Source organism: Actinosynnema sp. ALI-1.44 (assembly GCF_001984155.1).
Lineage (GTDB): Bacteria > Actinomycetota > Actinomycetes > Mycobacteriales > Pseudonocardiaceae > Kibdelosporangium.
This window is the reverse complement of record NZ_MTQO01000038.1, coordinates 1-19,272: the sequence shown is the minus strand read 5'-3', so window position 1 is coordinate 19,272 and position 19,272 is coordinate 1. Positions and strand designations below refer to the sequence as shown.

Genomic DNA, 19,272 nt, shown 5'->3' with positions numbered 1-19,272 from the left:
GTGGCCTGCGGCGGCCCGTTCGATCCGGGTCACCGGAAGTCGCGGGACTTCGACGGGATGCGCAAGTCCAGGTTCTGCAAGCGATCGGCCTGCAGGCTGATCACACCTTCGGCGTTCTCGACGATTCCACGCACCAGCATGGCCGCGCTGCCTCGGGCGACCCGGCGGTAGCGTGCCCACAAACCTGGTGAGCACACCACGTTCACCATTCCGGTCTCGTCCTCGATGTTCAGGAACGTCACCCCGCCCGCGGTCGCCGGCCGCTGGCGATGGGTGACGGCGCCGCCGATGAGGATCCGGGTTCCCGACTTCACAGCCGAGAGCTCTGCCACAGGCAACGCGCCGAGCCCGGTGAGGTGGTCGCGGACGAACTGGGTCGGGAAGCTGTCCGGTGACAGGCCGTTCGCCCATACGTCGGCCACCGCGAGCTCGACCGCGTCCATCCCCGGCAGGGTCGGCGCGGCGGCGCTCGCCGTCGTTCCCGGCAACCGGTCCGGCCGGTCGCCCGCCACGGCACCGGCCGACCACAGCGCCGCTCGCCTGCTGACCCCGAAGCAGCCGAAGGCACCCGCCGTGGACAGCGCCTCGACCTGTGCGGTGGTCAGCTGAACCCGCCGGGCCAGGTCGGTCATGCTCTTGAAGGGGCCGTTCGCCTGCCGTTCGGCGACGATCGCGGCCGCGGGCTTCTGGCCGATCGTACGGATCGCGCCGATTCCCAGCCGGACAGCGGGTTTCGCGTCGGTGCGCTCCAGCGTCGCGTGCGGGAGGCTGGCGTTGATGTCCGGCCCGCGCACCTCTACGCCGTGTCTGCGCGCGTCGGCGACCAGGGACTGCGGCGAGTAGAAACCCATTGGCTGGGCGCGCAACAACGCGGCGCAGAACGCGGCGGGGTGGTAGTACTTGAAGTAGGAGCTGGCGAAAACCAGGTGCGCGAAGCTCAACGCGTGGCTCTCGGGAAAACCGAAGTTGGCGAACGCCAGCAGTTTCGAGTAGATCCGCTCGGCCAGCTCACCGGTGATCCCTTTGGCCGCAGCGCCTTCGTGGAACCGCTCACGCAGGCGTTCCATCCGGCGGGTCGACCTCTTCGCGCCCATCGCCCTGCGCAGCTCGTCCGCCTCGGCCGCGTCGAAACCGCCGACGTCCACGGCTATCTGCATCAGCTGCTCCTGGAACAACGGCACACCAAGGGTTTTCTCCAGCGCGCGTTCCAGCAGCGGGTGGTCGTAGGTGACGTCCTCCTTCTTGTTCTTCCTGCGGATGTACGGGTGGACCGACCCGCCCTGGATCGGACCGGGCCGGATCAGTGCCACCTCCACCACGAGGTCGTAGAACTTCTCCGGCCTCAGCCGGGGCAGCGTGGCCATCTGCGCGCGGCTCTCCACCTGGAAGACGCCGATGGAGTCGGCTTCGCACAACATGTCGTAGATGTTCCGGTCGTTCAGGTCGAGGTTGGCGATGTCCACGTCGATGTCCTCGTGCTCGCGCACCAGGTCGATCGCGTAGTGCAGCGCGGAGAGCATGCCGAGGCCGAGCAGGTCGAACTTGACCAGCCCGATCGCGGCGCAGTCGTCCTTGTCCCACTGCAGGATCGAGCGGTCGGCCATCCGCGCCCACTCGATCGGGCACACCTCGCCGACCGGCCGGTCGCAGATCACCATGCCACCGGAGTGGATGCCGAGGTGCCTCGGGAACCCCTCGATCTGACCGGCCAGGTCGAGCACGACACCGGGGATGTCGTGGTCGTTCTCGCCGACCGTGTCGCGGACCGGGCCCCAGCGGTCGATCTGTTTGCTCCACGCGTCCTGTTGGCCGGGCGAGTACCCGAGCGCACGCGCCATGTCCCGGACCGACGACTTGGCGCGGTACGTGATCACGTTCGCGACCTGCGCCGCACACCAGCGGTCGTGCTTCTGGTAGACGTACTGGATCGCCTCCTCGCGGCGGTCGGACTCGATGTCGAGGTCGATGTCCGGTGGACCGTCACGGGCAGGCGCGAGGAAACGTTCGAACAGCAGGTCGTGCGCGACCGCGTCGACTCCGGTGATGCCGAGCGCGTAGCAGACCGCCGAGTTCGCGGCGGAACCACGGCCCTGGCACAGGATGTCGTTCTCCCGGCAGAACCGGGCGATGTCCCACACCACCAGGAAGTAACCGGGGAACCCGAGTTCCTCGATCACACGCAGCTCGTGCTCGATCTGCTCGTACGCCCTGGCGTTGCCGTCCGGCGGGCCGTAGCGGCCTGCCGCGCCCTTGTACGTCAGGTACCGCAGGTACGAGTCCTCCGTGTGCCCCGGCGGTACGTCGAACGGCGGCAGTTTCGGCGCCACCAGACGCAGATCGAACGAGAGCTCGACGCCGAGCACCGCGGCCCGCTGCACGGCGCCGGGGTAACGCGGCTCGAACCGTTCGAGCATCTCGGCCCCTGACCGCAGGTACGCGGTCGCGGGCGGTAGCCAACCGGCCATCTCGTCCAGGCTTTTGCGCGACCGCACGGCGGCCATGGCAGCCGCCAGACGGGCACGGTCGGGCTGCGCGTAGTGCACCGCGTTGGTCGCGATCGTCGGCAGCCCGAACTCGGCCGCCATCCCGGACAGCACGTCGTTGCGGAAGCTGTCCCCCGGCATGCCGTGGTCGGTCAGTTCGACGACGACGCTGTCCTTGCCGAACATGTCGACGAGTTGACCGAGCCGTTCGGCCGCCGCCGACGGTCCACCGGCGTCCAGCGCGCGGCGCACAGGACCCTTGCGGCAGCCGGTGAGTGCGACACAATGACCTTTGGTCACGTCGACCACCTGCGCGAGGTCGTACACCGGACGGCCCTTCTCGGCACCGGCGAGCTGCCCTGCGCTGATCGCCCGGCACAGCCGGGTGTACCCGTCCAGCCCGCGGGCCAGCAGCAACAGGTGCTCGCCGACCGGGTCGGGCACGCCGGTCTGCGGCGCGGGCAAGCCGATGCTCAGCTCGGTGCCGAACACCGTGCGCACACCGAGTTCCTTTGCCGCCTCGGCGAACCGGACCACGCCGTACATGCCGTCGTGGTCGGTGATCGCGATCGCGTCGAGGCCCCGCAGCGCCGCCGCCTCCACCAGCTCCTCCGGGTGGCTGGCGCCGTCGAGGAAGCTGAAGTTGGAGTGGCAGTGCAGTTCGGCGTACGGCACCCGTTCCTCGCCGGGGTGGTCGGTCGCACCGGGCAGGCCGATGCCCGGTGGCCGGGTGTACGGTTCGCGGTGATGGGTCCACGCTGGACTGTCACCGCCGTCGCCGTTCTGGAAAGGCTTGCCGGACAAGGCTCGTTCCAGTTCCGTCCAGCGGACCGGCGGGTTGTTCCACCCCATGTCGCTCCACTTCCGGTTACCGGGCCACACTGCCCGACCGGGCAGACTTTGGTCCAATCGGGACCCGAAACCCTTTTTCCCACAGCGTCACGCGTTTACCGTCCAGCCGTGACTCAGCACCCGCAGGGCCCGTACCAGCCGGGCCAACCCGGCGGCTCCCCGTATGGTCAGGGGCCGTCCGGACAAGGCCAGCCGCAAGGTGGCGGCCAACAGCCATACGACCAGCAGCCGCCGTACGGTCAGCCACAACCGCCTTACGGCCAGCCCCAGCAGCCTTACGGCAACCACCATGCCGGTGGTGGCGCGCACCCCAAGACCCCCGATGTCCCCGGCTTCGCGATGAAGTTCACCGGGATCGGCGCGAACTGGGGCACCGGCGGCAACCGGCCGACGCTGCCCGTGCCCAAGAGCGTGATCTGGGCTTTCCTGCTGTCCGCAGGGGCTGCCTTGATCAGCGCGCTGTACTACATCGTCTACGCGATCATGTTCTCCAGCTATTTCGGCGGGTTCTACAACGGCGGTGCCACGGTCTTCGGCCTGCTGATCTGCGCGGGCCTGTTCGTCATCTCGGTGATGATGCGCAACGGCGCGGAGTGGGCCCGGATCGTGCTGGCCGTGCTCAGCGGGCTGGGCGCGCTGCTCGGGCTGATCGGCCTGTTCAGCCTCGGCCTGCTGTTCACCGTCGGCGGCGGCTTCGGCGCGGTGCTGCTGATCTTCTCGCTGGTCCAGGTCGCCGCGCTGGGCGCGACGCTGTTCTTCCTGTTCCAGCAGGACTCGAACGCCTACTTCAAGTCCGCGTCGGCAGGACCCGGATACCCACCGCCGCCCGGACCCCAGAACTTCGGCGGCTGATCCTCCATCGGCGGACGCTGCCTCGGGATCAACTCGGTGAGGAGGTCCTGGGCCATGTCCCGGTCCGACCGGTACAACGAAGAGAAGTGCTCGAACATGTGTTCGAGTATGTCCCTACGGGTCACCTTGGTCAAGTCGAGGGGCCCTCGTGCGGCGCACGAGGGCCCCTCCGGGTGTTCACGCTGGTCAGCCCAGGTTTTCCGGGCGCTGCCACGGCTGCCCGAGCACGTGCTGGGCCAGGAACGCGAAGACAGTCGAGTACCACACCATCGTGTGATTCGGTTTGAGGATCCAGTGGTTCTCGTCGGGGAAGTAGAGGAACTTGTGCGGGCTGTCGGCCTTTGCCCGCGACGACAGGTCCCACCACAGCCGCAGGCTCTCCCCGATCGGCACGCGGTAGTCCTTGTCGCCGTGGATCACCAGCATCGGCGTGCTGATGGCGTCGGCCGACCGGTGCGGTGAATTGGCTTCGGCGTCCGCATCGGTCATCTCCCGCGTGAAGTCGAACGCCATGTCGGTGGTCGAGAGCATCTGGTCCATCGCCCACAGCGAGGCGTGGGTGACGATCGCGTCGAACCGGTCGGTGTGCCCGGCCACCCAGTTGGCCATGTAACCGCCGAACGACCCGCCCAAGGCGGCGGTCCGGCTCGCGTCGACATCCGGCCGTTCCAGCGCCTCGTCGGTGATCGACATCAGGTCCGTGAACGGCGCACCACCCCAGTTCGCCCAGCCCCGGCGGATGAACTCCGTCCCGTAACCCGACGACAACGCGGGGTCGGGCAGCAGCACGGCGTACCCGCGTGCGACCGCGAGCCACGGGTTCCAGCGCCACGTCCACGCGTTCCACGTCATGTACGGGCCGCCGTGGATCCACAGCAGCAGCGGAGCGGGTTCCGTCGACTGCGGCAACGCGATCCACGCACGCACAGTGGTCCCGTCAGCCGCTGTGGTGGTGACTTCCTCGAGTCGTCCCGGAACCTCGTAATCCGGTTCCGCCAGACGCTCCACTGTGGACCTGTCCAGCGCGATCCTGACCGGCGACGGCGGGCTGTCCACGGCCGAACGCAACGCGTAGACCCACTGCCCGTCCCGGGAGACCTGGAAGTCGGTGTATGCCCCGTCGTCCGGCGTCAACCTCGTCGGCTCACCGGTCTCGACGTCGACGCGCCACAGCGGCGCCCGGCCGTTGTCGTCCGCGACGACGACGAGGGACCGGCCATCCGTCGTCCACAGCGGATCCCGTGGCCAGCGGTCCCATTCCCCGGCGAGCGGCCGCATATCGCCACCACCGAGCGGAATGACGGCGAGCCAGCGGTCGAAGACCTCATCGGGAGCGGAGCGCCGCAGGATCACCACCGCGACGTGCGTGCCATCCGGGGAGATCGCGGGCGAAACGTACTCGTAGTCCGGATTGTCGGCCAGCACCCGGCGGTCACCGGTGGCGACGTCGATGGCGACGAGAGTGCTGCGCTGGTGACCGGTGGCCTCCGCGACAAGCCAGCCCGCGACGACCGTCGAACCGTCAGCCGAGATGTCCCAACCGGTCTCGTTGCTGTCCAGCGCACGGCCGACGTGCCCGGTCAGGTCCCGCAACCCGTTGTCCTCGACGACAAGCAGCCGACGCCGGTCCGGTCCGATGTGCCGGTCCCAGTACCGGATCGGGTACTCCTCGTGCAGGATGGCCGTGATCCCGGCATCGTCCCGCAGCTCACGGAGTTCCTTGTCGTGCTCGGGATCCGTGGCGGACGGCAGCAGCGGCGAGCAGATCACGACCGTGCCGCTGTCGCTGACCCGGACATCGTCGATGCCGCCGGACGGCGCCACGACCTGCCGCGCCTCCCCGCCGCCGGACGGCAGCAGCCACAGCGCGGCCTTGTCCTGGTCACTCGGCCGCTTGGCGGTGAACAGAAGGTCACCGTCCGGCGTCCACGCGGGGTTTGCCTCGCCTTCGGCGCCCCAGGTGAGCCGCCTGGCCGGGTGTTCACCACCGGAGTCGACCTCCCACAAGGAGGTGACGTACCGGTTCTTCTTCTCGTCGGGCACGGCAACCGTGTAGACGAGTCTGCGGCCATCCGGCGACAGCCGTGGCGAGCCGTTGCGCGGCAGTTTGACGTAGTCGGCGAGGTCATCGAAGGGGCTGCGGATCATAACGTGGTCTTACCACCGTATGGCACGTCCAGCTTTGTTAATTGAAATTGTGCTTGAGTCTCCCCCGTGGGGAGCTCGCAGAGTGACGACGTGCGCTACACGATCGGCGAACTGGCCAAACGGACCGGACTGACGGTGAAAGCCATCCGGTTCTACGCGAACCAGGACATCGTCCCGCCGACCGGCCGCAGCCCGGCTGGTCACCGGCAGTACTCGGCCGAGGCCGGTGCCAGGCTGGAACTCGTCCGCGTGCTGCGGTCGCTGGGCATCGACCTGCGCACTGTCCGTGAAATCCTCGACAAGGAGATCGCAGTGGCCGAAGCAGCGGCAGACCACGCCAACACCGTCGAAGCCCGGATCCGCGCACTGCGGGAGCAGCACGCGGCGCTGAAAGCACTGGCTGGGGAGCCGGATCTGCCGTCCCGGCTGGGGCTGCGGCCGGGAATCGCGCAGAACATGACACCCCACCTGCCCGCGACCCCGTCGGCCAGCCAGCTGGAAGCCTGGCTAGAGCTGACCGAACTCGCGCGGGACAAGGACTTCCAGGCGGCCATGCGCCGGATGGCCGAGCGCTACGCGGACCACCCGCTCGAACCGAACGCCGTCGCGCTGATCCGGGACAACGCCGACCTGTCGCTCGATCCGGCGTCTCCGGAGGCCTACGCGCTCGCCACAAGCATCGTCCCAGCCGACCGCGTGGCCGAGGTGGAACCCGCCGCCGACGAGAGGCGGGACCGTTACATGGAACTGCTGGCGATCATCAACGGCTGGGACCGACCGGAACCGGTCACGCCCGCGTTGACGTGGTTCATCCGGACTGTGCGGGCCCACCAGCCCTGACCGACAAAGATCATCAGCACCACTATCGGGGGATCTTCTCGCCGCCCAAACTGTCCGATGTAGACAAGGAGGAGCGTGAGAGGATGACGAAGACGAGTGAGCCGGAACGCCACCCCCGGTGCGGGTTCTCGGTGTCCGGTCATGGCTGTCGCGGATGCCCGAACTGTCAGCCCGTACCACGATACGTCAACGACTCGGACAGCGAGGTACCTGCCCAGGACCAGGGTGACACCGCACAGAAGCCCGGTTGATCACTGTGGTGCGCACACCGGGTGTTCCTGGACACCCACGACCACGAACTTCCGCAACCGCCGTACTCGTCGACATCGCCTCCGACAGGGCAGACCAGCGTGAGCGGACTCCAACTGGCGTACGGCGAACGGGCGATACTCATTGTCGAGCAGGTCCGCACGATCTAGGCTCGACCTAGTTGCACCAACTGCATAGCTGACTGTTCTCTCTGACCAGCCAGAGTCCTGTTGATCGCGCGTGGGGGTGCGTTCTACAGGACTTCCGATCATTCGATCGGTTGGCAGCGCGGAGAGGAGCGCCGCCTTGATTGGTGATGTTGTGCTCGTCAGCAGTGTTGTCGGTGCAGCGGTGGCGCTCCGGTACGTGGCCCTTTTCGTGGTCATCGTCTGGTCGCTGCGGGCGGACGAGAAAGGGCGCAGGCATGCGATCCGTGTTCTCGAACTGCTCAGCAGCAAGCGCACCCGCAGGCCGCCGTAGGAGCCGCCCCCAGTGCTCCGTGGGGCACGTCGGGATTGTTGCCTGACGGGCCCCAACGGCGGCCCGTACATAGTTTGAGCTTGTTGTGTGCACGCGCTTGTAGCGCTGCCACGGTGTTCATCGCGGCCATGGATTCCGCCTATCAGGGAGATGGGCGTTGGGCTGGGCATCGACGACTTCAGCACCGGCTACAGAGGCCACTGCGGGAGCTGTTGCGAATGGCTTGTTCAGTCGTAGTGGGCGTGTGCTGTCCATGCTCCCTCGTGGTAGGCGAGGAGGAGGGCGGCTTGGGCCGGTTCGGTGCCGATGAGGACCTGGATTCGGGCTTGGCAGCGGGTTTCCTTTGCCCACCAGCGTTCGTTGGCCGGCCATGGGCCTGCCCAGCCGGTCACCGGGCGGGGTGGGGCGCCGTTGACGCCTACCGTTGCGGGGTCTGCTGTGAGCAGGTCGCGGTCCGTCACTCGGACGGGCTCGCCGGTCTTGTCGACGACGGTCACGGGGACCGGGTCGGGGAACACCACCGCCGGTGATGGCGCGGGGAGCTGCCCTGGCCAGGGGAGGTCCGGGTCTGCCGCCGGGGTGAGCTCCTCGCCCCACGGCACCAGCCGCACGCGCTCGGCGGGGTCGCGGCCACCGCCCAGTACTGGCGTGTACACGGATTCCGGGCCCAGGAGGCCTTGGACGCGGACCATGGCCCGTCCGGCTTTCTCCCCGGCTTCGGCGTGCCCTTCGCCTCGCCATAGATCCAGTTGTAGTGCTTTGCCTTCGACTACCTCCTCAGGTTCGAGCCACAGTGTCCTGATCCCGGCGGTTGGTCCGCCGGTTCGCAACCAACCATCCAGTTGCCATCGCACTCGGTCGGCGATTCCGTTGGGTGTCAACGGTTCCGCGCACCGCCAGACGCGGCCCAGCTCCTCCTCCCGCTCACTGCGCGCGTAGATGCCCAAGCGGGTGCAGGCAAGGCCGTGTGCGGCCAGGCCCGCGTGTAATCGGTCCGCGAGGGATTTGGCCACGAAGGCAGCCGCGTCCACCCGGTCGACCGGTGGGTCGAGCTCCTCGCTGATCGCGAGGTCCGGCGGTGGCCTGCGCCTGGACGGCGGACGTTCGTCCAGGCCTCTGGCCAGGCGGTGGGCTCGGATCGCGTCCGCGTCGAACCGGGTGGCCACATCGCGCTCGGTGATCCCGGCGAACGCGCCGAGAGTCCGCAAACCCAGGCGGCGCAACAGGTCGATCAGCTCTGTGCGCTCCGGACCGCCTGGTTGCGCCAACTCGTTGACGGCCAATGGCGCCAGGAACCCCGCGCTGGCCCCCGGTTCCACCAGCACCCCGCGGTGCGCGGCCAGGGTGGCGGCGAACAGGCCGTCGGCCACACCGACCTGACACTCCACCCCGACCCGGTCGGCGACCTGATCGATCAGCCGCTCGGCCGCCGCCTCCTCACCGCCGAAGTAGCCGGCCGGCCCCCGCGCGGGCACGGCCACCAACCCCGGTCGGACGATCTCGACGCCGACGGCCAGCTCCTCCACCGCCGCCGCGACCGCCTCGAACAGCCGCGCGTCCCTGACCGGGTCGTCGTCGAACACGACCAACTCGGGACAACGCCCCTGGGCCTCCCGGCGGCGCATGCCCCGCCGGATGCCCTCGGCCCTGGCCACAGCCGAGCTGGCGACCACCCGGTTGGCCGCCACCACCGCCATGGGGATCGTCACGGGCAGCCCGGCACTCGAAGCGGCCGCCACCACCGGCCAGTCCGGGCACCAGATCACCGCCGTTCTCATGATTCGAACATAGGTTCCGTTTATCGGCGGGTCAATCACTCGATCGAGTAGATGTGATCTTTGTCTACTTAGGAGCTCCGAGCGGACATATCAGCGGTTCCTTTGCGCCGCAACAACATCAAACATCGGAGACACGACCGGCAGTCACGTTGAACCCGGCGCGGTGCCTGGTGCTTCTCGATTCCCGACCGGTCCTGCCGGGCACAGAGGATCAGGCACGCAGACGCGTGACGTTTTCCACCATGGACGGCTCGACCGGCACCGGCCCGGTCTCAGGCGGCCAGACACCGTCGGAAGGCAACGGCGTCGGCGTGGCCGCCATGCCGTCCCGGCTCACGAAAACCGTTGCCGTGGTCGGCCGCGCCGCGGAACCCCTGCCCCGAGCGGCAATGGTGAGCTCACGGCTGTGGAAGTGGCCGTAGCCTTTCGCCAGCCCGGCCCAGTGGCTGCGGACGTGCGTGAGTTCCAGGTCCGCTCCGGGCCACGGGCCGAACGGGACGAGGACCGCGCCCCGATGACGGGCCCGCGCGGACAACCGGCGAGCATGCGACTCCTGCAACCGCCCGGCCGCCGCGATCACCACGATGTCCATCCCGTCGAGCAATGCCCCGGCCACGGCGGGAAGATCGGGCCCCGGCCTTGGCACCAAGGCCAATCGGGACACAGCGACACCGAGTTCCGCCGCGGCGACGACCCCCAGTCGCGGCATGCCTACCACCCCGGCCCACGACCCACTGGCCGTGGCTTCGGCAAGCAGCGCGAGCAGCACTGTGACGGACCCGCGTACCGCCACCGTGCTGCCACGCCGCAAGCCACCCCACGGGAAGAGGCCAGCCAGTGCTTGACTCACCGGCAGCACCCGTTCCCGGTCGACCGATGTCAGGGTCAGGCCGCTGGCCACTCCCACCCCGTCGGGCATGGCCCCGGACATCAGCGACGCCGCTCTCGTCACTGCTGACCCCGACACCGGAACACCTCCCGCACACCGAACGACCGCCGTGGGGAGCCGGCGCGTCTCGAACATGTGTTCGAGCGCTGAGGTTAGCTTAGCGGGCCGCCGAGAGGGGCCGCAAGGCGGGTCACTCTGCCGGGTTGTGGTTCGCGTACGCGCCGACCAACTGGTGTTCGGCGTCGTCAAGGTAGACAGCCAGCATCGTCGCCGCACCGGCTCCGTCCCCCTCTTGCAGGCGCGCGGCGATCTCGCCGTTGCGCACCAGATAGGGCTCGTGGAACCAGCGCGGGTCCTGCATCACGTAGAACACCAGACGCAACTCCGCGAGGATGCCGCGCATCAACTCGTCCACCCGATGGCTGCCCGTGAACGAGGCGATCACCTGGTGGAACCGGATGTTGGCGGTGCCGAGACCGCGCCAATCGGCCTGCTCGGCCGCCGCGGCGCCATCGGAAACCGCCGCGAGCAACGAATCCAGGCCAGTTGGCGGCTCGGTCAGGTCACGAACCGCAGCGCATTCGACCAGCTTGCGGACGCGGTAGATGTCGATCACGTCGTCGGTCGTGAGCACACGGACGAACACGCCGCGGTTGAGCTCGTGCGTCAGCAGGCGCTCGTGCGTCAGCAACCGGAAGGCCTCGCGCAAAGTGTTGCGGGACACGGCAAGCGCACCGGCGATCGCGTCTTCGGCCAGGCGCGTGCCCGGCGAGAAGAAGCCTTCGCTGATCCGCGTCCGCAGGACGTCGGCTACCCGCTCGGCAGTGCTTGTCCGGCCGAGCAGCGCCCGGTCGGCGATCAGTCCTGACGTCTCGGCCGACATTCGTCCAGCTTACCTCTTGAAGGATTGTTGAACGATCCTTACAGTCAACACACTGCTGGGCCAACACACCTGCGAACAGCATCCTCGGGAGGTGCCATGAGCACGACAACCCAGGGCAAATCCAGGCCGTTCGAGTGGTTCAGGTCGCTCGGCGCGCGCGGACGGCGCGCGTTCGTCGGCGCGTTCGGCGGATACGGCCTCGACTCGTACGACTTCCAAGTGCTGCCGCTCAGCATGGTGGCCATCACGGCGTACTTCAGCCTGACCAAGGCGGAAGCGGGCCTGCTCACCACGGTCACGCTGGTGGTGTCCGCGATCGGCGGCGCGATCGCGGGGGTTCTGGCCGACCGGATCGGCCGCGTCCGGACGCTGGTCGTCACGGTGATCACGTACGCGGTCTTCACCGTGGCGTGCGGGTTCGCCTCGAACTACGAGACTTTGCTCGTCCTGCGCGCGTTCCAGGGCCTCGGCTTCGGCGGCGAGTGGGCGGCGGGCGCCATCCTGATCGCGGAGTACGCCAAACCCGAGTACCGGGGCCGCGCGGTCGCGTTCATCCAGAGCGCGTGGGCGGTCGGCTGGGGTCTGTCGGTGATCGTCTACACGGTGGTCTTCAGCCTCGCCGACCCCGACATCGCATGGCGGATCCTGTTCTGGACAGGCGCGTTGCCCGCGGTGCTGATCTGGTACGTCCGCCGCAACGTCACCGACGCACCGCACGTCGAACAACAACGCAAGGAAAGCAAGAACCGCGGTTCCTTCACCGCGATCTTCAAAGGCGAGTTCACCCGGACCACGCTGTTCGCCGCGCTGCTCGCGACCGGCGTGCAGGGCGGCTACTACACGCTGGCGACGTGGCTGCCCACGTTCCTGAAGACCGAACGGGGACTGACTGTCGTCGGAACCGGCGGCTACCTGGCGTTCCTGATCTCCGGTGCGTTCCTCGGCTACGTCACCGGCGGCTACCTGACCGACTGGCTGGGACGCAAGAAGACGTTCACGATCTTCGCGGTGCTGTCCGCGGTGCTGATCATCGCGTACATCAACATCCCGGAAGGCGCGAACACCCTGGTCCTGATACTGGGCTTCCCGCTCGGCTTCTGCGCCTCGGCGATCTTCAGCGGGTTCGGGTCATTCCTGGCGGAGCTGTACCCGACCGCGTTGCGCGGCACAGGCCAGGGATTCACGTACAACTTCGGCCGCGCGGTCGGCGCGCTGTTCCCCACGCTGGTCGGTTTCATGGCCACCGGTTGGGGTGTCGGTGGTGCAATGGTGTTCGGAGCGGTCGCGTACGGCATAGCGGTGCTGGCGTTGCTCGGACTGCCGGAAACCTTGGGGAGGGAACTGACATGACCCCGGAAGAGGCTAGGAAGTCCTTCAGGGCAGGGAAAGTAGCACCGACAAGCGGCTGGGCGCCAGGCTACGCGCAGGCGAACCTGATCGCGGTGCCCCGCGACTGGGCATACGACTTCCTCCTTTTCGCGCAACGGAACCGGAAGCCCTGCCCGATCCTCGACGTAACAGACCCAGGCGTGACAAGCACACCACTGGCACCCGACGCCGACCTGCGTACAGACATACCGAGCTACCGCGTGTGGGAGAACGGCGAGCTGCTGTGCGAGGTGCGAGACGTGACGCGGATGTGGCGCTCGGACCTGGTGGCGTTCCTGCTCGGATGCAGCTTCACGTTCGAACACGGACTGATCGCGGCCGGAATCCCACTCAGGCACATCGAACAGGGCCGCAACGTGTCGATGTACATCACCGACCGAGACTGCCGACCAGCGGGACGCATTCGCGGACCACTCGTGGTGTCGATGAGACCGATCCCGGCGGACATGGTGGAGAAGGCGAGCAGGATCAGCGCCATGATGCCGGACGTGCACGGCGCCCCGGTGCACATCGGAGACCCGGGCGGACTCGGCATCAAAGATCTGTCCACACCGGACTTCGGCGACGCGGTCGACGCAGAAGATGGTGACGTACCGATGTATTGGGCTTGCGGGGTTACTCCGCAAGCCGCACTGATGACGTCTTGCCCGCCGTTCGCGATAACGCATTCGCCTGGGCACATGTTCGTCACGGATGTGCCTGACGAGACGTACCGGATCATGGCCAACTGCTGACCAAGCGAAGTAGGAGTTCGACGAACAGAGTCGGCCGGGAATGTGCGGAGCAGGCGGCGTGCGCGCAAGCCGCCCACTTCTGCGCTGGCGTGCAAGCTGGCTGCTCTGCGCCTGCCTGCTCGTCGACCGGGGCCGCCGTTGGGCGGTTTTCACCGGATCGCATGGGACACGTCGTCCCAGCGGACGAACTTGAAGTTGGTGCTGTCTCTCGGTTCTCCGGAATTGTCGCCGTCCTGCACCACAAGCAGGCCATGGGGGGATCGCGGGCCGAGACCTGTATCGATCACCGCTGCGCCGTCGCTTTCCTGCACCAGGTCGTTGCCGTATTTGACCTGGAACGATGTCCGGTATCTTCCCGGCAGGTCGTAGGCCGCGAACGTGTTGTCTCCCTGGCTCGACGCTGTGGCGAAGACGATGCTGCGGCTGGGGTCGCGTTCGTTCACCCAGATCGCGGGGTCGTCGGCGTCGGCGTTGCCGCCTTCAGCGTCGTCGAACAGGCCGGGCGTCTCCACCCGGGCATCGACCTGCGGGTACCCCGTGGCCACAGCGGGGTGTTGCCCGGCGAGGATCGCGATGAACACTACGAGCAGGACTCTTCGCATCCACGGGATCCTGCCGGGCGACTGTGAACGGCGGACGAACGTCAGTGGGCGAAGTGGCGGGTCCCGGTCAGGTACACCGCGACACCAGCGGTTTCCGCCGCGGCGATGGTCTCCTGGTCACGGATCGAACCGCCGGGCTGCACGATCGCCTTCACGCCACCCTCGATCAGCACCTGCGGACCGTCGGGGAACGGGAAGAACGCGTCGGACGCCGCAACGGCTCCCTTCGCCCTGTCACCGGCGCGGGTCACCGCCAGTCGGCAGGAGTCGACCCGGTTGACCTGGCCCATCCCGACGCCGACGGTCGCGCCGCCGGACGCCAGCAGGATCGCGTTGGACTTCACCGCACGGCACGCGCGCCACGCGAAAGCCAAGTCCGCCAGCGTCTCGTCGTCGACCGGGGACCCGGTCGCCAGCGTCCAGTTCGCCGGGTCGTCGCCGTCTGCCTGCAGCGTGTCCTTGGTCTGCAGGAGCAGACCACCGGACACCGGGCGCAGTTCGGCACCGCCGCGCTGCGGCTCGGGAGCGACCAGGATTCGGATGTTCTTCTTGCGCGTCAACACGTCCACCGCTCCGTCGGCGTACGACGGCGCCACGATCACCTCGGTGAAGATGTCCGCGACCTGCTCGGCCATCTCCACCGTGACTTCGCGGTTCGTCGCGATCACGCCGCCGTAGGCGCTCACCGGGTCGCACTCGTGCGCCTTGCGGTGCGCCTCCGCGATGTCCACAGTGGATACCGCGATGCCACACGGGTTGGCGTGCTTGATGATCGCGACACACGGCTCAGCGTGGTCGTATGCCGCACGGTAGGCGGCGTCGGAGTCGACGTAGTTGTTGTACGACATCTCCTTGCCGTGCAACTGCTCTGCCGTCGCAAGGCCCGCCCCGCCGTGGCCGGAGACGTACAGTGCCGCGCCCTGGTGCGGGTTTTCGCCGTACCGCAACACGTTCGACCGCTTCCAGCTGGCGCCGACCCAGCCGGGGAAGGTGCTGCCTTCGTCGTCCGGCGACAGCGCGCTGCCCATCCAGGACGCCACGGCGATGTCGTAGGACGCGGTGTGCCGGTAGGTCTCCAGCGCCAGCTGCTTGCGGTCCGCCAACGTGAATCCGCCCGCGTTGACCTTCTCGAGAACCCACGAGTAGCGGGACGGGTCGATCACGACCGCGACCGAAGCGTGGTTCTTGGCCGCCGCGCGCAGCATCGCCGGGCCGCCGATGTCGATCTGCTCGACGCACTCGTCCGGCGACGCACCGGACGCGACCGTCCGCTCGAACGGGTACAGGTTCACCACGAGCAGGTCGAACGCCTTGATGTCCAGATCGGCGAGCTGCTGCACGTGCTCAGGGCGGCGCATGTCGGCCAGCAGGCCGGCGTGCACACGCGGGTGCAACGTCTTGACCCGGCCGTCGAGCGACTCGGGGAAACCGGTGACCTCCTCGACCGGCGTGACGGGCACGCCCGCGTCGGCGAGCACCTTCGCGGTGCCACCGGTGGAGATGATCTCCACGCCGGCCGCGTGCAGCCCGGTCGCCAGCTCCAGCAGACCGGCCTTGTCCGAGACGCCGATCAGCGCGCGCCGAACCGGGCGTGTCTCTGAGTTCACGGGAAGCTCACCTTTCGTCCATCCACGGTGTATCCCTCGCGCACCAGGCGCGTGAGCACGTCGACCAGCAGCCGCCGCTCCACCGTCTTGATCCGTTCGTGCAGTCCGGCCACATCGTCACCGGGCTCGACCGGCACCGCCTGTTGGGCGAGGATCGGCCCGGTGTCCACGCCCGTGTCCACGAGGTGCACGGTGCAGCCGGTGACTTTGACGCCGTAGCCGACGGCTTCCTCGACCGCGTGCGCGCCGGGGAAAGCGGGCAGCAGCGCGGGATGCGTGTTGATCACGCGCCCGGCGAACCGGGTCAGGAACGCCTCGCCGAGGATCTTCATGAACCCGGCCGAGATCACCAGATCCGGTTCGTACGACGCGACCTTCTTGGCGAGCGCCTCGTCCCACGCGGCGCGGTCGGCGTGGTCACGCACCCGCTCGACGAACGTGGGCACTCCGGCGCGCTCGGCACGCGCAAGGCCTTCGATACCAGCGCGATCGGCACCGACCGCGACGACAACGGCGGGGACGGACCCGTCGCCGATCTCGTCGAGCAGCGCCTGCAGGAGGGTGCCCGATCCGGAGACGAGCACGACGACCTTGGCGGGGGTGGGCAGCGAATGCGGGTGGGCGCTCAGCGTGATCTCCTGGCCTGGTCGGTTACGGCCAGCCTAAGTGCTCACTTCTGGATCTCTTCGGGCAGGTCCGGCTCGTCGCCGTCGTCGTCACCGGGCGACGGCTCGTCCTCGTCCTGCTCAGTGGGTTCCTCGTCCTCGAGCTCGGCCTGTGACGTGTCTTCGTCTTCGCCGGTTTCGCCTTCGATTTCGTCTTCGGGGACTGCCTCGGCCTCGACGGCATCGTCCAGCAGCCCACGCCCCGGAGCGAGCACCAACCGCGGACCAGCCCACCAGGTGACTGTCGCGGCGGGCAACGCGATCCACAGCAGCATCGCCAGGCCCGTGCTCCACGGGTGCACGCTCAGCGGGTCGAACACACCGTCGGCCAGCCGTCCGCCTGCCCCGACGCCCAGCAGGACACAACCGCCTGCCACGACAACAGCCGCCGTGCCGACAGCACGCAGCCGGGCGATCGGGTCTTCGCTCGCGTCACGCAGGACCCAGCCGACCAGCGCGCCCGCCGCCATCGGCAGCAGGAAGAGAATCGGCCACCACGGACCGCCTCCCTCGGGCAACGCGGCGAGAATCGGCACACTCGGCAACGGACCACCCGTGAAGTGCAGTGGCGCGACGTTCAACTGGCCGATCGTCACACCAGGGCCCGCGATGAAGGAGACGCCACCGACGACGGCGTTGGGCAAGTACGCGACCGACATCAGGAACATGCCCAAGCCGTCGCCGAACCCGGGTGCGAACAGCGACGCGGCCGTCGAGAACGACGTGGACAGTCCCAAGAGGAACAACGCCGCACCGAGCCCGACCATGGTCACGAGGCCCATCAGGCCCGCACGCAGCCCGTGCACCACCAACTCGTCGCAACGATCGAGAACCTCGTCGAAGTAGCCGCGCCTGGCCAGACCGATGACCGCCGCAAGGCCTGCGACACCAGCAGGGACAAGCAACCCGGCGGGTATCGTCGCCGTCCCCGTCACCCCGGCGAGAACCACACCCGTGACGGCATGGGTGGCCATGACGGTCGCGATGATCGGCACAACGTCCCGTGGGGACTCCAAGTCCAGCCGATCCGCCGCGTTCGTGACCGCGCGGCCGACCAACAACATGACCAGCAACGTCGGCAGCAGGGGCAACGCACCCAACGCGTGCCCGTCGAGCGACAACGGCGTCTGGTACGCCGCCAGCCAACTCGGCATAGCGGCTGACAACACGCTCAACGTGGCGATGTCTGTCTTGGTCGCGACGGAGATGACAAGCGCGAGCAGACCGGCCACGGCCGCGTAGCCGAGGATCAACGGGCCGATCCCGGCAACGAACAGCACCCGGGCCCGACTGGTGAGCGGCTCGTCCACGTCTTCCGCGAAGTCGGGTGGGGACAGGGACATACAGTCACCCTGACACCACGCAAGGTGCCCAGGCCAGCAGGCACGCCGCCCGTCAACCGATCAAGTGAACCATGTCGCACCTGGTCACAGTGCGTCTACACAAGACGACGGGCGGGCCGTGAAGATCACGGCCCGCCCGTCGAGAAGAGGTCTACTGCTGCGGCGGCTGCTGCGGGTAGCCACCCGGCGGGGTGCCGGGCGCGCCGAACTGGCCCTGCTGCGGCGCGAACTGCGTCTGCTGGCCAGGTCCGCCGAACGGCTGCTGACCAGGCTGCGACTGCTGCGCGGTCGCCTGCGCACCACCCGGCGGCTGCTGCGCCGGGAAGGTACCGCTGGGCGGGTACGCACCAGGCGGCTGCTGCGGGTAGCCACCGGGCGCGCCGTACGGGTTCGGCGCCGGGGGCTTGATGATGCCCTGCTCGAAGAGGAAGGCGGCGACCGCGGCACCGGTCTGCAGGATGCCGAAGATCAGGATCATGATGCCGCCGGCGGCGATGTCCCCGCGAGCGGAGAACACGCTGAACAGGAACGCCAACATGACCGACACGGTCAGCACGACGGGCAGGAGGCCGGCCTTCTTCTCACCGCCCGGCAGGATCACCGGCAGCACGGCAAGGCCACCGGCCGCGAACAGGGCCGGAACCCAGCCGAAGAACGCCTCGTAGAAGGAGGCGCCGGTGACGACGGGGGCGAAGCCGAGGAAGAGATTCAGCAGCCCCAGACCGCCCGCACCGAGTGCGAGCATCTGCGGGAGGCCCAGTTTGAGGCCGCCACCCCCGTGGCCGGGCGGGGGGCCGTAACCTGCTGGGCCGGGCGGGGGCTGGTGCGGGCCTTGACCCGGGTAGCCGCCCGGCGCTCCGCTCGGGAAGGTCATCGCGTGCTTCTCCTCAGCTGGTGCTCACCGCGATAGTTCGGACAAATTTTTCCACCTTTGACGCAGCGTGGCACATCTTGGTTCCCCGGATGGGCCGAACGCTGCACTTGGCAGGGCCGGACGCTACACCAGCACCCGGTCAGGTGAGTGCGGGACTCTGAAGCCCGGTGCGCCGCACCTGGGCGGCCCCGCCCGGCACAAGGCTGTTGACCAGCGACGACTGCCGGAAAGAAGCAACGGACGCGCGGGCAAAGTTTTGATCACATGCCCGACTCGTGTCCCGACATGGGAGATGCCGTTTTCATCTCGCCGATCTTTCCGGCACAACGAGTAGCCGAATGGTTCGGCTGAGTGCTCGACGGTTTCGACGGCCGGGGCCGTGTCCTTCCACAAAGGACCGAAACAGCAGTGACCCCGCTGCCCGTGCCGGACAGCGGGGTCACCCGCGTGTGTCACTTGCCTTCGACGATGGCCCTGGCCAGGGCCGCGGTCTCGCTCGGCGTCTTGCCGACCTTCACGCCCGCCGCCTCAAGGGCTTCCTTCTTCGCCGACGCCGTACCCGCCGAACCGGAGACGATCGCGCCCGCGTGGCCCATCGTCTTGC

General features: G+C 68.2%; 15 protein-coding genes and 1 pseudogene. 5 read left to right on the top strand and 11 right to left on the bottom strand.

Features of this window, described 5'->3' with window-relative positions:
- Window positions 1–29: 29 nt before the first annotated feature.
- Window positions 30–3,335, bottom strand: coding sequence for an error-prone DNA polymerase (locus ALI144C_RS11760; RefSeq protein WP_076987114.1), 3,306 nt, complete (start codon window positions 3,333–3,335; stop codon window positions 30–32).
- 108 nt (window positions 3,336–3,443) lie between these two features.
- Between ALI144C_RS11760 and ALI144C_RS11750 the strand changes: the two genes are divergently transcribed.
- Window positions 3,444–4,187, top strand: coding sequence for a hypothetical protein (locus ALI144C_RS11750; RefSeq protein ID WP_083752959.1), 744 nt, complete (start codon window positions 3,444–3,446; stop codon window positions 4,185–4,187).
- Window positions 4,188–4,373: 186 nt separating this feature from the next.
- Here the strand turns inward: ALI144C_RS11750 and ALI144C_RS11745 are convergent, their stop codons facing one another.
- Window positions 4,374–6,335 carry a S9 family peptidase gene (locus ALI144C_RS11745; protein ID WP_076987111.1) on the bottom strand — a complete coding sequence of 654 codons (1,962 nt, stop codon included), beginning with the start codon at window positions 6,333–6,335 and terminating at the stop codon, window positions 4,374–4,376.
- A 90-nt stretch (window positions 6,336–6,425) separates the two neighbouring features.
- Here ALI144C_RS11745 and ALI144C_RS11740 point away from each other — a divergent pair, with 90 nt between their 5' ends.
- Entirely contained in the window at window positions 6,426–7,175 is a 750-nt protein-coding gene (locus tag ALI144C_RS11740; RefSeq protein ID WP_076987110.1) for a MerR family transcriptional regulator, read from the top strand.
- A gap of 555 nt (window positions 7,176–7,730) precedes the next feature.
- Complete coding sequence (locus tag ALI144C_RS55405) at window positions 7,731–7,904, top strand: hypothetical protein (protein ID WP_168211231.1); 174 nt, start codon at window positions 7,731–7,733, stop codon at window positions 7,902–7,904.
- Between the two features lie 227 nt (window positions 7,905–8,131).
- Here ALI144C_RS55405 and ALI144C_RS11735 read toward each other — a convergent pair whose 3' ends face one another.
- The 3 genes from ALI144C_RS11735 to ALI144C_RS11725 form a co-directional block, all read right to left on the bottom strand.
- Complete coding sequence (locus tag ALI144C_RS11735) at window positions 8,132–9,682, bottom strand: DNA polymerase Y family protein (RefSeq protein WP_076987109.1); 1,551 nt, start codon at window positions 9,680–9,682, stop codon at window positions 8,132–8,134.
- A 211-nt stretch (window positions 9,683–9,893) separates the two neighbouring features.
- Window positions 9,894–10,649: a hypothetical protein gene (locus ALI144C_RS11730; RefSeq protein WP_143230593.1), complete on the bottom strand. Its 756-nt coding sequence runs from the start codon at window positions 10,647–10,649 to the stop codon at window positions 9,894–9,896.
- Window positions 10,650–10,761: 112 nt separating this feature from the next.
- Window positions 10,762–11,454 carry a GntR family transcriptional regulator gene (locus ALI144C_RS11725; RefSeq protein WP_076987107.1) on the bottom strand — a complete coding sequence of 231 codons (693 nt, stop codon included), beginning with the start codon at window positions 11,452–11,454 and terminating at the stop codon, window positions 10,762–10,764.
- Between the two features lie 96 nt (window positions 11,455–11,550).
- Here ALI144C_RS11725 and ALI144C_RS11720 point away from each other — a divergent pair, with 96 nt between their 5' ends.
- Window positions 11,551–12,804 carry an MFS transporter gene (locus tag ALI144C_RS11720; RefSeq protein ID WP_076987106.1) on the top strand — a complete coding sequence of 418 codons (1,254 nt, stop codon included), beginning with the start codon at window positions 11,551–11,553 and terminating at the stop codon, window positions 12,802–12,804.
- Window positions 12,801–13,577 carry a putative hydro-lyase gene (locus ALI144C_RS11715; protein ID WP_076987105.1) on the top strand — a complete coding sequence of 259 codons (777 nt, stop codon included), beginning with the start codon at window positions 12,801–12,803 and terminating at the stop codon, window positions 13,575–13,577. Before ALI144C_RS11720 ends, ALI144C_RS11715 begins: the two co-directional genes overlap by 4 nt.
- A gap of 149 nt (window positions 13,578–13,726) precedes the next feature.
- Here ALI144C_RS11715 and ALI144C_RS11710 read toward each other — a convergent pair whose 3' ends face one another.
- The 6 genes and pseudogenes from ALI144C_RS11710 to ALI144C_RS54265 all read right to left on the bottom strand — a co-directional run.
- Window positions 13,727–14,179, bottom strand: coding sequence for a phytase (locus ALI144C_RS11710; RefSeq protein WP_083752958.1), 453 nt, complete (start codon window positions 14,177–14,179; stop codon window positions 13,727–13,729).
- A gap of 41 nt (window positions 14,180–14,220) precedes the next feature.
- Window positions 14,221–15,786 (bottom strand): bifunctional phosphoribosylaminoimidazolecarboxamide formyltransferase/IMP cyclohydrolase, encoded by a 1,566-nt coding sequence (gene purH, locus ALI144C_RS11705; RefSeq protein WP_076987103.1) that lies wholly within the window; start codon window positions 15,784–15,786, stop codon window positions 14,221–14,223.
- The gene (purN, locus tag ALI144C_RS11700) at window positions 15,783–16,370 is read right to left on the bottom strand and encodes a phosphoribosylglycinamide formyltransferase (RefSeq protein ID WP_330359583.1); all 588 of its coding nucleotides are present in this window, start codon (window positions 16,368–16,370) and stop codon (window positions 15,783–15,785) included. Before purN ends, purH begins: the two co-directional genes overlap by 4 nt.
- 86 nt (window positions 16,371–16,456) lie before the next feature.
- Window positions 16,457–17,794, bottom strand: coding sequence for a cell division protein PerM (locus ALI144C_RS11695; protein ID WP_083752957.1), 1,338 nt, complete (start codon window positions 17,792–17,794; stop codon window positions 16,457–16,459).
- Window positions 17,795–17,945: 151 nt separating this feature from the next.
- The gene (locus ALI144C_RS11690) at window positions 17,946–18,668 is read right to left on the bottom strand and encodes a DUF5336 domain-containing protein (RefSeq protein WP_076987101.1); all 723 of its coding nucleotides are present in this window, start codon (window positions 18,666–18,668) and stop codon (window positions 17,946–17,948) included.
- Window positions 18,669–19,120: 452 nt separating this feature from the next.
- Window positions 19,121–19,272: pseudogene (locus ALI144C_RS54265) on the bottom strand (succinate--CoA ligase subunit alpha); the annotation flags it as partial.

What these genes read in the sequence shown, in the direction of transcription:
- ALI144C_RS11760 (WP_076987114.1), bottom strand. Translation starts at nt 3,335, where the DNA reads ATGGGGTGGAACAACCCGCCGGTCCGCTGGACGGAACTGGAACGAGCC.
- ALI144C_RS11745 (WP_076987111.1), bottom strand. Translation starts at nt 6,335, where the DNA reads ATGATCCGCAGCCCCTTCGATGACCTCGCCGACTACGTCAAACTGCCG.
- ALI144C_RS11735 (WP_076987109.1), bottom strand. Translation starts at nt 9,682, where the DNA reads ATGAGAACGGCGGTGATCTGGTGCCCGGACTGGCCGGTGGTGGCGGCC.
- ALI144C_RS11725 (WP_076987107.1), bottom strand. Translation starts at nt 11,454, where the DNA reads ATGTCGGCCGAGACGTCAGGACTGATCGCCGACCGGGCGCTGCTCGGC.
- ALI144C_RS11720 (WP_076987106.1), top strand. Translation starts at nt 11,551, where the DNA reads ATGAGCACGACAACCCAGGGCAAATCCAGGCCGTTCGAGTGGTTCAGG.
- ALI144C_RS11715 (WP_076987105.1), top strand. Translation starts at nt 12,801, where the DNA reads ATGACCCCGGAAGAGGCTAGGAAGTCCTTCAGGGCAGGGAAAGTAGCA.
- ALI144C_RS11710 (WP_083752958.1), bottom strand. Translation starts at nt 14,179, where the DNA reads ATGCGAAGAGTCCTGCTCGTAGTGTTCATCGCGATCCTCGCCGGGCAA.
- ALI144C_RS11695 (WP_083752957.1), bottom strand. Translation starts at nt 17,794, where the DNA reads ATGTCCCTGTCCCCACCCGACTTCGCGGAAGACGTGGACGAGCCGCTC.
- ALI144C_RS11690 (WP_076987101.1), bottom strand. Translation starts at nt 18,668, where the DNA reads ATGACCTTCCCGAGCGGAGCGCCGGGCGGCTACCCGGGTCAAGGCCCG.